Here is a 15,580-nt window from a genome sequence, read left to right on the forward strand (position 1 = left end):
GCTCCCGGCGAGCGAGGGCCGCGGAGCGCGCCGTACCGGCCCTGGCGGTCACGACGCGCGCGGAAGGGCTCCTTCCCTGCGTTGGGCGGGGCGGCTGCTTAGCGTGACCCCATGACCACCCTCCAAGCCCCGCCCACCCCCGACCACCGGCGGTGGAAGGCGCTCGCCGTCTGTCTGACGGCGGGCTTCATCTCGCTCCTCGACACCTCGATCGTGAACGTGGCGCTGCCCTCGATGGAGCACGGGCTGGCCGCCTCGGAGGCCGCCCAGTCCTGGGTGGTCTCCGGGTACGCCCTGACCTTCGGGCTGGTCCTCGTCCCGGCGGGCCGGCTGGGTGACATGCGAGGGCGGCGCCAGTCCTTCCTGGTGGGGCTGGCCCTGTTCACGATCGCCTCGGGAGCGTGCGGCCTCGCGCCCAGCGCCTCCTGGCTGGTGGTGTTCCGGCTGATCCAGGGCGCGGCGGCGGGCATGGTGGCCCCGCAGACGTCGGGGCTGATCCAGCAGATGTTCCAGGGTGCCGAGCGGGCCAAGGCGTTCGGACTGCTGGGCAGCGTCATCGGGATCTCGACGGCGGCCGGCCCGCTGGTGGGCGGCGTGCTGATCGACGCCGTGGGCACCGACGACGGCTGGCGCTGGGTGTTCTTCGTCAACCTGCCCATCGGCGTGGCCGCGCTCGCCGCGGGACTGCGGCTGCTGCCCCGCTTCCCGGTGTCACCGGGCAAGCGGGAGGAGTTCGACCCGTTCGGCGTGCTGCTCCTCGGCGCCGCCGTGCTCGCGCTCATGCTGCCGCTGGTTCAGGAACAGCAGTGGACCGGGCGGCTGAAGTGGGCCCTGCTGCCGGTGGCCGCGCTGCTGCTGATCGCGTTCTGGGAGTGGGAGCGGCTCCAGAAGCGGCGGGGGCGGGCTCCGCTGGTCGATCTGGACCTGTTCTCCTTGCGCTCGTTCACACTCGGCTCCCTGATCAGCCTGACCTACTTCGCGGGCTTCACCACCGTCTTCTTCGTCTACTCCCTGTTCCTGCAGAACACGGCCGGATACAGCGCGCTGGCGGCGGGCGTCTCGGTGCTGCCCTTCGCGGCCGCGTCCGCGGTCGGCGCCGCCATCGGGGGCCGGCTGGTGATGCGGCACGGGCGCAAGCTGGTCGTCTTCGGCCTTCTCGCCGTGGTGGTGGGGCTGCTCGGGGTGGTCGTGGCGGTGCAGCTCGTGCCGTTGGAGAGTGTCGGATGGGCCACGGCCCTGCCCATGGTCATCGGCGGGATCGGTTCGGGCCTCACGGTCTCCCCCAATACGACGCTCACCCTCACCCGCGTCCCCGTGCAGCGTGCCGGTGCGGCCGGCGGGGTGCTCCAGACGGGGCAGCGCATCGGCTCGGCGGCCGGGATCGCCGTGGTGGGGGCGGTGTACTTCGCGTATCAGGCCGACCACGGCCACTCCGTGACGGCCATTCAGCTCGGGCTGCTCACCGCCGTCGGGATGAGCGTGATCGCCCTGCTGCTGGCCGTCGCCGATCTGCGCGTACGCCAGGCGCACCCCGAGCCGGAACGGGCCGCGGCGCCCGGACCGCGGGGATTCGAGGAGGGCGAGGCGGAGGAAGCGGTCCGGCGCGGCTGAACGGTCACGGCCTCCGTCGCGCCCGGAGCGGGGTGTGCGAGCAGCGCTGTCTGCGTCACAGCCTGACCACCACCGCCGGCCATGCCGTCGAACGGTGACGCCGACGGCCTACGGCTCGTGGCGACCGCTCACCGTCTCCCGGCCGTCGCCCGTCTCGCGTCGGCACGGCCCAGCAGCCAGGCGCCGACCGTGGCCGGCGCGGCGGCGGCCAGCGCGTACACCGGCACCCGGAGCGTCGTCGTGGATGCCAGGCAGTCGTTCACCGCGCGCTCGCTCTGTTCGCCCTGGGTGTAGGCCGGCGCGGCGCTGTCCTGACCGGCCAGGTCGCCCAGGGCGGCCTGTGCGTGGAGCGCCGCGTAGTCGCCCAGCCGGGCGCACTTCTCGCGGGTTCCCGGCATCGGGAAGAACCAGTCCCAGCGCTGCATGGCGGGCGCCACCGCGAGGGCCACGCACAGGCCGACGACCAGTGAGTAGGCCGCCAGGTTCCGCGCGTACAGGGACCGCGCGCCGGGATCGGGGGCCGGCGGCCGGGCGAAGGCGAGGATCAGCGCGAGCAGTGTGGCGCCGAGGTAGGTGGAGAACCACTGCCACGAGCCGGAGGAGAGCGCGAAGGCGAGGACACCGGCGAGGGCGGTGCTCAGCACGCCTGCCCGGTTGCCGGCCTCCCGGTCCGCACCGGGAGGCGCCGAGCCCTGCGAGCCCGGGCGGCTGCGGTCGTCCATGCTCACTCCTGCTCCTGGCTGACACCGGGCCACCAGTTACCGGTCACCGGCTCGTTCGGGCCCGCGCACCATGCCGTGGTCCCCACCGCCTCCCCCGGTTGGCGGCCGGGGCCCCCGATCCGGCCCGGGCACGGGATCGAAACTCAGTGGCAACGGTGTCAGCAGGGCCGTTTATGCTGCACCGGACGATCATGAGGGACCAGGGGAGGGCGCAGCATGTGGGGCAGGCTGTTCGGCAGGGAAGGGGAGCGACCGGCGGCGGATCCGTACGCGCTCCCGGTGGTGCGCAAGGGCAGGAGCGGGACGCACACGCTGCTCGCGCTCGGGGACGTACGGGTGCTCGCGCTGGTCCAGGCGGCCGAGGCGGGTGAATGGGAGGCGGTCAAGGCCGCGCTGGCGCCGTTCGATCTCGGCCGCGATCACCGCGTCCTCGCCGAACTGGCCGAGCTGGACGGTGTTCAGGACTGGATCGGGCGGGCCGTCGAGGAGGACAAGGAGCACCGGGCGACGGCCCTGCTGATATCCGGGACGCGTCACATCAGCTGGGGCTGGGAGGCGCGTACCAGCGCGCTCGCCGTGAACGTCAAGCAGGAGCAGTGGCGTGTCTTCCGCGAGCGGCTGCTCATCGGCGAGGAGCACCTGCTGGAGGCCGCCGAGCTGCGGCCGGAGTGGATCACCCCGTGGCGCCGCCTGCTCACCTCCGCCCGGGGTATGTCGCTGGCCTCCTCCGTGAAGGAGGCACGGCTCGACGCCGCTCTGCGCCGCGACCCGCTGGATCTGGAGACCCACATCGAGTGGGTGTCACAGTTGCAGCCCCGTTGGGGCGGCGATGCCGGCGAGGCCCTGGCGTTCGCCCGCGAAGCGGTCGGCCGCGCCCCGCGGGGGCACCGGATCGGCTGCGCGATCGCCATGGCGCACATCGAGGACTGGGTCGAGTCGGAACGGGCGGACTCTCTCGAAACCCCGGAGATCCAGGACGAGTTGCGCAAGGCGGCCGACCACAGCATCCTGCACCCCGACTACACGCGACACCTGGGCTGGCAGCACGACTTCAACGTGTTCGCCATGGCCCTGTCGCTGGCCGGAGAGCGTCACACGGCCCGGCGTGTCTTCCAGGCACTCGACGGCGCGTACACCAACTGGCCCTGGACGTACTTCACGGAGCCCGAGAAGCAGTTCGCCCGCCACCACCGCCGCGCCTGAGCGCTCGCCGATCCCGCCACCCGTCTCCTCTCCCCCTCCGGACTGCCCGATGACACTGCCCGACACCGCCGCGATCCCGGCGGGCGACGACCGCACCTTCCAAGTGGATCTGCGTGGCCTCGTCGACCTCCTCTCCCACCACCTCTACTCCAGCCCCCGCGTCTATCTGCGTGAACTCCTGCAGAACGCGGTGGACGCGCTGACCGCCCGGCATTCCCTCGAACCGGGCGCCGCGACCGGCGCCTTCGGCATCCGCCTGTACGCCGACGGTTCGGTGGTACGCGTCGAGGACGACGGTGTCGGTCTCACCGAGGCCGACGTGCACACCTTCCTCGCCACGATCGGCCGCAGCAGCAAGCGCGCCGAGCGCATCGCCGAGCAACGTGCCGACTTCATCGGCCAGTTCGGTATCGGCCTGCTGTCCTGCTTCCTGGTCGCGGACGAGATCCACGTCCTGAGCCGCTCCGCCCGCACCCCCGACGCGCCCACCGTGGAGTGGCGGGGACGCGGCGACGGCAGCTACACCGTCCGCGTGCTGCCCGCGTCCGCCCGCACCAAGCCCGGTACCACCGTCACCCTGACCCCGCGCGCCGACGCCGGTGAGTGGACCCGGCCGGTCCAGGTCCAGGCGCTGGCCCGGCACTTCGGCTCCCTGCTGCGCCACCCGGTGACCTTCGCCGACGGGACGGGGGGCACGCCCGCGCCGGTCAACCCCGAGCCGGCGCCCTGGGCGGGTACGTATCCCACGCCCGGAGCCCGTTCGCGCGCGCTGGCCGCGTACGGCGAGGATGTCCTCGGGTTCAAGCCGCTGGACACGATCGAGCTGGACCTGCCGGCCGTGGGCCTCAAGGGCATCGCCTGCGTGCTGCCCGAGACGGTGCCGGCCGGGCGCCGCCACGGCCACCGCGTGCACGTCAAGGGCATGCTGCTGTCCGAGCAGGCCGAGGAGATCCTGCCCGAGTGGGCGTTCTTCGTCCGCTGCGTCATCGACGCCGAGAGCCTTCGGCCGACGGCGTCCCGCGAGTCCCTGTACGAGGACGACACCCTCGCCGCCGTCCGCGACGCCCTCGCCGGACGGCTGCGGGAGTGGATCGCGCGAGCCGCCGCCAGCGACCCGGACCTGCTCGCGCGCTTCCTCCAGGCGCACCACCTGGCCGTCAAGTCGCTCGCGGTGCACGACGACGAGATCCTGCGGATGCTGCTGCCCTGGCTGCCGTTCGAGACGACCGACGGGCACGCCACGCTCGACGAGTTCGCCCGCACCCACCGCACGGTGCTCGTGACATCGAGCGTGGAGGAGTTCCGCCAGGTCGCCGCGATCGCCTCGGCCGCCGGGCTCGGCGTCGTCAACGGCGGCTACACGTACGACCGTGAACTCGTCCACCGGCTGCCGGAGATCAGGCCCGAGGCAAGCGTCGCCGACCTCGACCCGGCGACGCTGACCGCCCACCTCGACCCCGTCGACCGGGAGACGGAACTGGCCGCCGCGGCCTACCTCGCCCAGGCCCGCGACGCCCTCGCCGTGTTCGACTGCGATGTCGCCCTGCGCTCCTTCCAGCCCGCCTCCGCCCCCGCCCTCCTCGTCGACAGCCGCGAGGCACGGCACGAGCGCACCCGCTCCCAGCTCGCCCGTGAGCAGGAAGGCGGTGTGTGGGGCGACATTCTCGGTGCCCTGCGCCAAGAGGCTCCGCGGGCCCAGCTGATCCTCAACCAGCTCAACCCGCTGGTCCGTACCGCCGTGACCATCACCGAGCCCGAACTGGCCCGCACCAGCGCCGAAGCCCTCTACGGTCAGGCCGCGATGCTGTCCCGGCGTCCGCTCAGGCCCGCCGAGTCGAGCCTCATCAACCGCTCCTTCCTCGACCTTCTCGCCCACGCCCTCCGCAAGGACAGCTGACGATGCCGACCGCACCCCAGACCACCGACGAGCTGCTCCAGGCGCTCCAGGAGAACGACCGGCGCCCCTACGGCCGCACCCGCACCGTCACCGCCGAGGAACTCGTCGAGGCGGCCGAGCAGTTCGCGGAGGCCGTCCCGCTCATTCACGCTCTCCTCGAACTCCAGGAGGCGTACACCTACGGCTCCGAGCCCCGGAAGTCGCCCGTCGTCTTCGCCCGCTTGCTCACCCTGTTCGACGAGCAGCCCGACGTCTTCGACGAGCGCCTGCGTCACATGCTGTTCTGGCGGTTCAAGTGGGTGGCCAACGCCCTGCTCGCGCTGCCCGAGATACCGCTGCCGAGCCTGCGCCAGTGGCAGACGGAGATGCGCGACCGGTACGAGAAGGCCGGCCTCGGCCTCCAGCCGTACTACGGACAGGCGTACCAGCTCGCCGCCCACATCGGTGAGGACACCGCCCTCGCCTTCGAACTGTGGGCGGGCCGCCCCCGCACCCGGCTCAGCGACTGCGAGGCCTGCGAGATCTGCGAGCGGGCCCTGTACCACCTCGCGACGGGCGACGACGAGCGGGCTCTGCGCGTCTGGGAGCCCGTGCTGGCCGGGAAGGACTCCTGTCAGGAGGAGCCGGCCCGTTCCATCTCGCACGCGCTGCTGCCCCTGCTGCGCACCGGCGCCGTCGAGCGGGCCGTCGAGCTGCACCTCTCCGGCTACCGCGCCTGCCGCCGCAACCCCTCGATGGCCGGGGAGGTCGGCCGTCACCTGGAGTTCTGCGCGCTGACCGGCAACGAGGCACGGGGTCTTGAACTGCTCGCCGAGAACCGGGGGCTGTTCGACGAGGTGGACTCGCCGCGCGACATGCTCGACTTCCTCACCGGTGTGGAGGTTCTCCTGGGGCGGGTCGAGCAGCTCGGCCACGGCGAACTGCCCGCGGCCGGATTCGCGGGCCGCGCCTGGACGGTGGCCGCCCTGCGCGCCGAGGTGGGCGTCCGCGCCGACGACCTCGCCACGCGTTTCGACACCCGCAACGGAACCGGCGCCCACGGCGACCGCCGCAGGGCCCGCGTCGAACGTGCACCGCTCCTGGACGCGCTGGAGCTGACCCTGCGCCCCCGCAGCCTCGACGACCTGGCACCCGCCGCCGTCCCGGTTGCCGCGGCCCCCACCCGTACCACCGCCGCCGTGCCCGAGTCGATCGCCGAAATGATCCTCCAGGCAAGGGCGTTGGACGACCAGGGGCACCCGGATTCTCCGGCCTGCTGGGCACGGCTCCGCACGCTAGCGGCCGCCGGCGACTACATCCACCCCGACGACCCGAAGGTGGGCCCGCTCGTACGGCTGCGCGCGGACCTGCTGGACGACGAGGCGAACCGGGCGGGCGACAAGGACGACTTCGCCGTCGCCAAGGACCTGTACGAGGAGGCCGCGGGCCTGTACGAGGACGCCGCGGCGCCGGGCCAGGCGGCGCTGGCCCGCGCCTGCGCGCTGCTCGCCGCCGCGGAGGACGCCGGTGACGACGCCGAGGCGAAGTCCGCCGCGCTGACGGCCGCCCACGCGTCCATCGTGGCCCTGCACGAGGAGACGCCGGACCTCGCACCGGTGCACGAGGCCCGTCTGCTGCGGCTGCGGGCGACCTCCCTCGGTCTGCGCCTGCAGAAGTCGGGGAACGAGGAGGACGTCGCGCCGGTCTTCGCCGAGGTGGACCTGCTTCTCGAGTTCGCCACCCGGCACGAGGTCGTCGGGCAGATCTCCGGCGGGCTGCTGCTGCGGGCCGGCACGCACGCCCTCTCCGGGGACCTCCCCGCCGCGCTCACCGGGGTCGACGACCTCGTCGACCGGCTGAAGGCCCACGGCCCCGCCTGGCATCTGCCGCGGGCGTTCGGACTCCGGGGCCGGCTCCAGCTCGGCCTCCGGGACCCGGAAGCCGCGCACGCGAGCCTGGCCGAGGGCCTGCGACTGGCCGCCGCCTGGCCGGCCGTGGCGGTCGACACCGGCCGCCTCCACGGTGACCTGGCCGAGGTCTGCATGCACCTGGGCCGCCCGGACGAGGCACTGCGCCACCTGACGCGCTCGGCGGAGCTCGACCTCCGTCACGGCAGTCGCACCGAGGCGTTCTGCACCTACAGCAACGCGGCCCAGCTCAGCCTCGACCTGGGCCGTGTCGAGGACTGCATCGCCCTGCTCGACTCCCTGATGGCCGAACCGGACGTCACGGCGGGAGAGGTGGACGACCGGCTCCTGGCTCAGCTGCGGCTGACCCGGGCCCGGGCGCTGCACACGGGAGAGGACCTCAAGGCCGCCACGGCGGAACTCGTCGCCCTCGCCGCCGAGTCGGCCGGCTGGGACGACGACCCGGGCAGCCACGCCATGATCGCCTCCGAGGCGGCTGTTCTCCTCGGCGAGTCCGGCGAGTTCGACCGTGCCCGCGAAGCGGTCGACCAGGCTCTCGCCGCCCACAAGCAGGCACCGCGCTACGAGCAGCTCAGCAGCTGCCTGCGCGAACTCGCCCGCCAGCAGGCCCAGCAGCAGGGCGAGGACGGCCTGCCGGACGCCCTCGCCTTCCTCGCCGACGCCGGCCGGATCGCCGAGGAGGCCCGCGAGGCCGAGCACGAGGCGCAGGGCCGCTCCCTGGAATCGGCCCTGGCCTACGAACACGGGCGGGTCAACGCCTACGCCGGTGCGTACGAGGACGCCCTCGCCGCGGTGGAGAAGGCCCTCGCCCTGCTCGGCGAGCCGGGACCGGAGGACGAGCGGGCCGGTGAGTGGGCCGAGTGCGTGCGCTTCGCGGGTGCCATGGAGGGCATCTACCTGGAGCGTGTCTCCCCCGCCCTCACCCGCCTCGACGCGGCGGTGTCCCGCCTGACCGCCCTCGGCCACCCCGCGGAGGCCGAACCGCTGACCGCCCTGGCCTCCCGGCTGCGCGACGAGGAGTGACACCCCGCCCGCGGTGCCGGAACACCCCCACCCCGGCACCGCGGCCACGCCCCTCCCCCACACCGCTCAACGGTCCCGCGCGGGAAGGCGATCCAGACCGGTGTCGAGCACGCCGCCCCGGCGGGAGGAGCACGATCCCGGGGTGGTGTGCCACTAGGCTGCCGGTCGGTACCGGTGCCTCAATCCAGGAGTGAATGCCATGGTCGCCCCCGTCGGGAAGCACCCGTACCCCGATGCGCTCGGATCGGACGAGACGCCCGCGCCGCACGCGCTGCTCACACCCGTGATCGGGCTTCTCGGCACCTGGGCCGGGCAGGGCCGCGGAACGTATCCGACGCTCGACGGGGAGTTCGTCTACGCGCAGGAGGTCACGTTCAGCCACGACGGGCGGCCGTTCCTCCACTACGAGGCGCGCGCCTGGCTGCTGGACTCGGACGGCGCTCCGCTGCGCCCGTCGGCCCGGGAGAGCGGCTGGTGGCGGCTGCAGGCCGACGGGCGGGTGGAGGCGTTGATCACGCAGCCGACCGGCATCGCGGAAATCCTGGTCGGCCGGGCTGCCGACGGCACGGTGGATCTGGCCAGCGAGCAGGTGGCGCTGGCCCCCACGGCCAAGGAGGTGGTCGCCACCCGCCGCCGCTACACCTTCGCGGACGCCGGCACGCTGGACTTCCTCCATGACCTGGCGGCGGTCGGTCAGCCCCTGCAACACCATCTCTCCGCGCGGCTCCGACGCCCGGGCGTCAGCTGAGGCGCGCGGCTGGCCGCGCGGCGGGGCGGGCCGGAGATCGGCGCGGTGCGCTCCGGCCCGTACAGGGTGTCGTCGTGTCCGTACCCTGGGGGCATGCGCATGCGCCCCACTCTGAGCTGGATACCTTCCGCGGATCTCCCGCCGGGCACCACGGATCTGGAGCCGGTCGCCGCCGCACTGAGCACCGGTGGTGTGCTGGTGCTCAGCGGGGCGGGCATCTCGACGGAGTCGGGCATCCCCGACTACCGCGGCGAGGGCGGGAGCCTGCGTCGGCACACCCCGATGACCTACCAGGACTTCACCGCGACGGCTCAGGCCCGGCGGCGGTACTGGGCACGCAGCCACCTCGGCTGGCGGACCTTCGGCCGCGCTCGCCCCAACGACGGACACCGGGCCGTGGCCGCGTTCGGGCGGCACGGTCTGCTCTCGGGAGTGATCACACAGAATGTCGACGGGCTGCACCAGGCCGTCGGCAGTCAGGGCGTCGTGGAACTCCACGGCAGCCTGGAGCGGGTCGTCTGTCTCTCCTGCGGTGCCGACACCCCGCGCCGCGAGGTCGCGCGGCGGCTGGAGGAGGCCAATCCGGGCTTCGATCCGGTGGCCGCCGCCGTCAACCCGGACGGTGACGCCGATCTCACCGATGAGCAGGTCGGGGACTTTCATGTGGTCCCGTGCACGGTCTGCGGCGGCATCCTCAAGCCGGACGTGGTCTTCTTCGGCGAGTCCGTTCCGCCGCCACGGGTCGAGCACTGCCGCCGGCTGGTCCGTGAGGCGACGTCGCTGCTGGTCCTGGGCTCCTCTCTGACGGTCATGTCCGGACTGCGGTTCGTCCGTCAGGCGGCCGATGCCGGGAAGCCGGTGGTGATCGTCAACCGGGATGCGACCCGGGGCGACCGGCACGCCCTCACCCGGGTCGCGCTCCCCTTGGGCACGGCCCTCGCCACCGTGGCCGGCCGGCTGGGCATCCCGCTGGACGAGGCCGCGGCCTGAGCCGGACCGGGAGGAGATCCTGCTCCGGCTCGCGGAAGGCGCCCGCGGCCGTACCGCTGGACCGGATGGCGTGGCTCAGTGCTCGCCCCGGAAGCGACCGGCCCAGCGACGAAGAGTCCTCCGCGAGCGACGCAAGCGCGAGCGGGCCGGACGCCGGCTCTTCGTCAGGCCCGCCGGGTTCCTCCCGCCGGGATCGCGCTCCCCGTGGTCGTCGGGCGAAAGGATCGGCGCCCGGCGTTCCTTCTGCACCTGGATCTCGACGTGGGCCGCGTACGACGTCGCGCGGAACGCCTCTTCGTACGAAGCGAGCGCCGCGTTCACGGCTCCGCCGGCCAGGCCTCGCGCGCGGACGCGGGCCGCGAGCCAGACGAAGAACCCCAGGACCGCGGCGAGGCCGCCGAACATGACGACGAAGGGCATGAGTGCGTCCATGGGCCGAGGCTACCGACCGGCTCCCCGGCTGCGATCGGCGGACGGCCACACAAGCCGCCGACAGCCCCGACGGACGCCCTCGCGGACGCACGGCGAGCACCAGCGGACGACAGCGCGGGGCGCCCGTCGCGACCGATCAAGTCGCCCGCTCGGATGAACAGCCGGATACTGGCTATATGGCCCAGAAGACCGCAAAGGCGCACGGGCCGTCGAAGGTGACGGTCAAGGGGCGGGACTACCGGCTACGCAGCATCGGATTCTTCGTGCTGGCAGCCCTGACGATCTGGTTCATCGCAGCCAACACCAACTCCGTGACCATCCGGCTCTGGATCCCCCAGGTCACCCTCCCGCTGTGGATCGTCCTGACCGTCACCCTCCTGGTCGGCATCCTCCTGGGGCTGCTGATCGCCCACCGCCGGGCGCGCAGGTAGTCCGCGCCCGGACTCTGAAGGGCCTGCCCGGCGGATCATGCCGGACAGGCCCGCGTCAGACCTGGGACGGGCTCAGCGCTTGAGCGTGAAGGTGAAGTCGCCGGACACCTTGCCGCTCAGCCGGACCGCCGAGACGACCTTCCCCTCCGCTGCCAGTCTCTCGACCTCGGCCCGCGAGAGACCGCAGCCTTCGGCGATCAGACGCACCGGCCGGACCGGGATCCGCGCCGCGAAACGGACCGAGACGTCGATCGCCTCACGGTCCAGGTGATCCGATCCACCGGTGTCGAGACGCCAGGCGCCCTCCCAGTCGAGGGCGATGCGACTGCGACGGCGCGCCACCGGGTCCTGGAGCAGCTCCGCCGCCAGGCCGGGGTCGTTGCCGTGCATCCGGTCCAGCAGTTCGGGACGGACGGAGCGCACATGGACTCGCTCCAGGATCGTGATTTTGGCCGTGTCCCCGCATCCGGCGCACAGGACGAGGAGCCAGGCGTCGAGGAGTTTGTGGTTCGCGTTGACGCGAAACCTTCCGTCGGCCCGGAACCGCCCGGACGCGCAGGCGTGGCATCGGCGGAGAACGGTCGGCAGGCAGGTGGGCATGACCACCCAGCTATTGAGCACAGAAGTACACCGTTTTCAGTGAGAAGTCCGCAGCAAGAAGCAGCGCGGCGCGCAGGTGCGACGCGCGACAGATCAGCGCTCGGGAGGTCTCACAGGGTGTACAACGGCACGTCCTTGCCTGGGCGTTGGGACTCGACAGCACGTTAGGGGCCCGCGGGGGTGACGCTCCACCGGTTTTCGGGCCCGGCCGTCCTGGCGGCTTCGACTCCCCCGGAGGCCGATAACCGACGTATGGGACATGGCCACGCGCCGGCTGGGCAGCCTCCTCAGATGGTGACGTCCGACCGATGGCGGTTACCGGCCCGGAGTGCCAACACCCAGGTATGTCTTCTTGCTGACGCTCCGTCATGAGCCCGCGCCCGGGGCACGGAACCGCGACACGTGGGGAGGCGTGGTGTGAAGAGGTTCTTCGGGAAGGTCCGGCTCGCCGAGCCGGAGGTGTCCGACGCGGAGCGCGAGTTGTTCGGCGGCCCGTTGCGTTACGACATGGGCTGGTCCCAACACGAGCACGCACGGCTCGACTTGACCATGCTGTCCGCACTCCGGTCGATGCCGACCCTGGTCGGAGCGACCCTGCGGATGGCGTGGAGCACCGATCGACGGGCCCTCATCGCCGTCGGGGCCAGCGAGATCGGACAGGGCGTCGCGGCCGCCGTCGCGCTCCTCGCCGTCAACGCGGTCATGCACGCCCTGCTCGGTGCCGGCACCGCCCTGGAGCGGCTGCACGCTCTGATACCGGGCCTGCTGGCCGCCGCCGCGATCGCCGTCGTGAACTCCGGGCTGGCGGTCTGGTCCACGTCCCGGGCGGGCCGGCTGGAGCCGCTCGTGGAGCGGATCGCCACCACCCAGTACCTGGCCGCCGCGGCCTCCGTGGAGCTGGAGGCCATCGACGACCCGGACTTCCGGCGGCTGATCGACATCGCCCAGTACGGCCCCACGTCCGCCCGCCGCATGATCAGCGCCTGTGTGGCCGCGCTGAACAGCACCATCTCCCTGCTGGCCACGGCGGGCGTACTGACCGTGCTGCACCCGGTACTGCTGCCCATGCTCATCCTCATCGCCGCCCCGCGCGGCTGGGGCGCGATGCGCGTGGCCCAGGAACGCTACGTGTCCGTGATGAGCTGGATCGAGCATCTGCGGGCCAGCCGGCTGATCGGCGACCTCCTCACCGAACGCACCGCCGCCCAGGAAGTACGTATTCACGGTGTCGGTCCCTTCCTCCTCACCCGGTACAAGCGCATGGCGCGCAGCGCCGAGGCCGAGCAGGAACGGCTGGCCTCCAGCAAGGCGATCACCGAGTGGGTGGCCGCCGCGCTGTCCGGACTGGCGATGGCCGCCACGTACGGAGCCATGATCTGGCTGATCATGAGCGGGCACATGAGTCTGGCGGTGGCCGGCACGGCGGTGATCGCCGTCCGGTCGGGATCGGCGAGCCTGGGCGCTCTGGTGATGAACGTCAACACCCTGCACGAGGAGTCCCTGTACGTCCGCGACCATGGGCGCTTCCTGGCCGAGGCGGCCGAACGTGCCATCCCGACCACAGGCGCCCCGGTTCCGGAGCACGTCAAGCAGGTCACGCTCGACGAGGTCACGTACCGCTACCCCGACCGCGACGCTCCGGCGCTGGACCGGGTGACGCTCACCATCCCCATGGGCTCGGTCACGGCCGTCGTCGGCGAGAACGGCTCCGGCAAGAGCACCCTGATGAAGATCCTCTCCGGCCTGCTGCTCCCCCAGGGAGGGACGGTGCGCTGGGGCGACCTGGACGTCGCCGGGCTGGAACGTTCCCAGGTCTTCGAGCGCGTCGCGCTGCTCACCCAGGATTTCCAGCGCTGGCCCGTGACGGCCGCGATGAACATCCGGATCGGCCGCCCCGAACACGAGGCCTCGCCCGAACAGCTCGGGGCGTCCGTCGACTTCGCGGGAGCGCGCCCGGTCATCGCCAAACTCCCCGACGGCTTGCGGAGTCTGCTGGCCCGCGTCTTCCGCGGAGCCATCGAGCTGTCCGGTGGTGAGTGGCAGAAGGTCGGCCTCGCCCGCACGCACTGGCGCAGCTCCACCTCGCGGGCGGACAGTGTCCTCATCGTGGACGAACCCACCTCCGCCCTGGACCCGGAGGCGGAGATCGAGGCGTTCGACCGTATCCGCGGTCTCGCCGCCCCGCACCGCGCCGTCGTCCTCGTCACCCACCGCATGTCCGGTGTCCGCCACTCCGACCGCATCTACGTCCTGCATCAGGGGCGACTGGTCGAGGAGGGCCGTCACGACGAACTCATGGCGGCCCGGGGGCGCTACGCGGCGATGTTCGCGGCCCAGGCGGCCCAGTACGCGCCCACCGGCGTCGTCCTGCCGCACCCCAGCTCACCCGGTTCACCGACCTCACCCGGCTCACCGACCGTCGCGGACCCCGCATGACGGTGCGGGACGCCGGGTCGTGCCACGGAGGCCGGCACTCGCGGGGTGGGCGCTCCGCGGTGCCGCGAGAAGCTGCCGCAGCGGTCCTGGCCTGGTAATGGAGGTGACCTGCGAGGTCAGCCCCGCTTACCATCGGGCGCTCCCCTTCATGCCCTCTGTCCCTGATCGGTCATCTCGTGAAGTCTTTGGTTCCTGGTGTACTGCGTGATGAGCCGCAGTTCGCCCGTCTGTTCATCGGGCAGTCGCTGTCGGTGGTGGGCGACCGCGTGTCGTTCATAGCCGTGCCTTTCGCGGTGCTCTCGGTGGGCGGGTCCGCCTCCGACGTGGGGCTGCTGGCGGCCGCGGGGCTGGTGCCCATGCTGGTGTTCGCCCTGGTGGGCGGGGTGTGGGCGGACCGTTTCCAGCGGCACCGCATCATGCTGGTGTCGGACCTGGTGCGGTTCGCCGTCCAGGGGCTCGCCGCGGCCCTGCTGTTGACCGGCGTCGCCGAGGTCCGGCATCTCGTGCTGCTGATGATCGTGTTCGGCACGGCCGACGCGTTCTTCATGCCGGCGGCCACAGGTCTGATGCCCCTGCTCGTCGGGGCCGACCGGCTGCGGGAGGCGAACGCCCTGCGCGGGTTCGTCCAGTCGGCGGGGCTCGTGGTCGGTCCGGCCCTGGCCGGAGGCCTGGTGGCGTTGGCGGGCCCCGGCGGCGCCTTGGCCGTGGACGCGCTCACCTTCGCGGTCAGTGCCGCGTTCCTGGCCCGGCTGGCACCTCGCGAGATGACATCCGAGACGACCCGGCCCACCCCGGGAGGAAGGTTCCTCGGGGAACTGCGCGCCGGCTGGGCGCAGGTACGCAGCCGGACATGGGTGTGGTCCGGTATGGGGGCCATCTCCGTCTACCACGTCGTCGTGCTGCCTTCGGTGTTCGTGCTGGGACCCGTCCTGGCCCAGGACGAGTGGGGCGGAGCCGCCGCCTGGTCGGTCGTGACGGCGGGCTTCGGTATCGGGTCCATCGTCGGAGACGTGTGCGCCTACCGGCTCAAGGTCAGACAGCCGATGGCACTCGCCGCGGCGGCGCTCGCCGTGGGCTCCTGTCAGGCGGTCATCATCGGGTCCGGCGCACCGGTTGCCGTGATCGCCGTCCTCGAAGCGGTCACCGGCGTCGCGGTGTCCCTCTTCTTCGTCACCTGGGAAACCGCGCTGCAGACACACATCCCCGAGGCCGCCCTGTCCCGGGTGAGTTCCTACGACTATCTGCTGTCGGCGGGACTCATGCCGCTGGGCCTCGCGCTCACCGGCCCGGTGTCCGATTCCCTCGGGGTACGCCCCACGCTGTACGGGATGACGGCCATCGCCGTCCCCGCCGCGCTCGCGCTCCTCTGCGTCCCCGCCGTACGGCGTCTTCCGGCGCACGCCTCGACCACGACCAGCGGCAGTGACTGCGGCACCGGCACCGGCGACGACACCGTCCACGCCGCTCCAGAGGTCAGCCTTCCGTGAAGGGTGCTCGGTAGCCTCCGGTCGGAGACCGCCGAGGAGCGGCGTGTCTGGGGCAGGGTGTCCGGGCCGACGCCCGGACACCGACCGGGAGAG

The 15,580-nt window shown here is 72.4% G+C and carries 12 protein-coding genes; 9 read left to right on the forward strand and 3 right to left on the reverse strand.

Going from position 1 to position 15,580, the window contains the following annotated elements; translation table 11 throughout:
- Positions 1 to 111 precede the first annotated feature (111 nt).
- Complete coding sequence (locus tag ACF07B_RS39560; protein WP_392182488.1) at positions 112 to 1,611, forward strand: MFS transporter; 1,500 nt, start codon at positions 112 to 114, stop codon at positions 1,609 to 1,611.
- Positions 1,612 to 1,739: 128 nt separating this feature from the next.
- Here the strand turns inward: ACF07B_RS39560 and ACF07B_RS39565 are convergent, their stop codons facing one another.
- Entirely contained in the window at positions 1,740 to 2,333 is a 594-nt protein-coding gene (locus ACF07B_RS39565; protein WP_392182489.1) for a hypothetical protein, read from the reverse strand.
- A gap of 216 nt (positions 2,334 to 2,549) precedes the next feature.
- Here ACF07B_RS39565 and ACF07B_RS39570 point away from each other — a divergent pair, with 216 nt between their 5' ends.
- From ACF07B_RS39570 to ACF07B_RS39590, 5 genes are all read left to right on the forward strand, one after another.
- The gene (locus ACF07B_RS39570) at positions 2,550 to 3,536 is read left to right on the forward strand and encodes a hypothetical protein (protein ID WP_392182490.1); all 987 of its coding nucleotides are present in this window, start codon (positions 2,550 to 2,552) and stop codon (positions 3,534 to 3,536) included.
- Between the two features lie 49 nt (positions 3,537 to 3,585).
- Entirely contained in the window at positions 3,586 to 5,433 is a 1,848-nt protein-coding gene (locus tag ACF07B_RS39575) for an HSP90 family protein (RefSeq protein ID WP_392182491.1), read from the forward strand.
- 2 nt (positions 5,434 to 5,435) lie between these two features.
- Entirely contained in the window at positions 5,436 to 8,363 is a 2,928-nt protein-coding gene (locus tag ACF07B_RS39580; protein WP_392182492.1) for a hypothetical protein, read from the forward strand.
- 199 nt (positions 8,364 to 8,562) lie between these two features.
- Entirely contained in the window at positions 8,563 to 9,111 is a 549-nt protein-coding gene (locus ACF07B_RS39585) for an FABP family protein (RefSeq protein WP_392182493.1), read from the forward strand.
- 93 nt (positions 9,112 to 9,204) lie between these two features.
- Positions 9,205 to 10,101: an NAD-dependent protein deacetylase gene (locus tag ACF07B_RS39590; protein WP_392182494.1), complete on the forward strand. Its 897-nt coding sequence runs from the start codon at positions 9,205 to 9,207 to the stop codon at positions 10,099 to 10,101.
- A 75-nt stretch (positions 10,102 to 10,176) separates the two neighbouring features.
- Here the strand turns inward: ACF07B_RS39590 and ACF07B_RS39595 are convergent, their stop codons facing one another.
- Positions 10,177 to 10,533 (reverse strand): hypothetical protein, encoded by a 357-nt coding sequence (locus tag ACF07B_RS39595; RefSeq protein WP_392182495.1) that lies wholly within the window; start codon positions 10,531 to 10,533, stop codon positions 10,177 to 10,179.
- 176 nt (positions 10,534 to 10,709) lie between these two features.
- Between ACF07B_RS39595 and ACF07B_RS39600 the strand changes: the two genes are divergently transcribed.
- Positions 10,710 to 10,964, forward strand: coding sequence for a lipopolysaccharide assembly protein LapA domain-containing protein (locus ACF07B_RS39600; RefSeq protein WP_362391160.1), 255 nt, complete (start codon positions 10,710 to 10,712; stop codon positions 10,962 to 10,964).
- 72 nt (positions 10,965 to 11,036) lie between these two features.
- Here ACF07B_RS39600 and ACF07B_RS39605 read toward each other — a convergent pair whose 3' ends face one another.
- On the reverse strand, positions 11,037 to 11,585 hold the full coding sequence (locus ACF07B_RS39605) for a DUF1062 domain-containing protein (protein WP_392182496.1): 549 nt from the start codon (positions 11,583 to 11,585) through the stop codon (positions 11,037 to 11,039).
- 396 nt (positions 11,586 to 11,981) lie between these two features.
- Between ACF07B_RS39605 and ACF07B_RS39610 the strand changes: the two genes are divergently transcribed.
- Both ACF07B_RS39610 and ACF07B_RS39615 read left to right on the forward strand, forming a co-directional pair.
- Entirely contained in the window at positions 11,982 to 14,000 is a 2,019-nt protein-coding gene (locus ACF07B_RS39610) for an ATP-binding cassette domain-containing protein (protein ID WP_392182497.1), read from the forward strand.
- Between the two features lie 176 nt (positions 14,001 to 14,176).
- Complete coding sequence (locus ACF07B_RS39615; protein WP_392182498.1) at positions 14,177 to 15,487, forward strand: MFS transporter; 1,311 nt, start codon at positions 14,177 to 14,179, stop codon at positions 15,485 to 15,487.
- Positions 15,488 to 15,580 lie beyond the last annotated feature (93 nt).

This window comes from Streptomyces sp. NPDC015532 (genome assembly GCF_043078065.1).
Classification (GTDB): Bacteria; Actinomycetota; Actinomycetes; order Streptomycetales; family Streptomycetaceae; genus Streptomyces.

Bases quoted from the DNA above. Each gene is read 5' to 3' on its own strand.
- ACF07B_RS39560 (WP_392182488.1), top strand. From the start codon at position 112: ATGACCACCCTCCAAGCCCCGCCCACCCCCGACCACCGGCGGTGGAAG.
- ACF07B_RS39565 (WP_392182489.1), bottom strand. From the start codon at position 2,333: ATGGACGACCGCAGCCGCCCGGGCTCGCAGGGCTCGGCGCCTCCCGGT.
- ACF07B_RS39570 (WP_392182490.1), top strand. From the start codon at position 2,550: ATGTGGGGCAGGCTGTTCGGCAGGGAAGGGGAGCGACCGGCGGCGGAT.
- ACF07B_RS39575 (WP_392182491.1), top strand. From the start codon at position 3,586: ATGACACTGCCCGACACCGCCGCGATCCCGGCGGGCGACGACCGCACC.
- ACF07B_RS39580 (WP_392182492.1), top strand. From the start codon at position 5,436: ATGCCGACCGCACCCCAGACCACCGACGAGCTGCTCCAGGCGCTCCAG.
- ACF07B_RS39585 (WP_392182493.1), top strand. From the start codon at position 8,563: ATGGTCGCCCCCGTCGGGAAGCACCCGTACCCCGATGCGCTCGGATCG.
- ACF07B_RS39590 (WP_392182494.1), top strand. From the start codon at position 9,205: ATGCGCATGCGCCCCACTCTGAGCTGGATACCTTCCGCGGATCTCCCG.
- ACF07B_RS39595 (WP_392182495.1), bottom strand. From the start codon at position 10,533: ATGGACGCACTCATGCCCTTCGTCGTCATGTTCGGCGGCCTCGCCGCG.
- ACF07B_RS39600 (WP_362391160.1), top strand. From the start codon at position 10,710: ATGGCCCAGAAGACCGCAAAGGCGCACGGGCCGTCGAAGGTGACGGTC.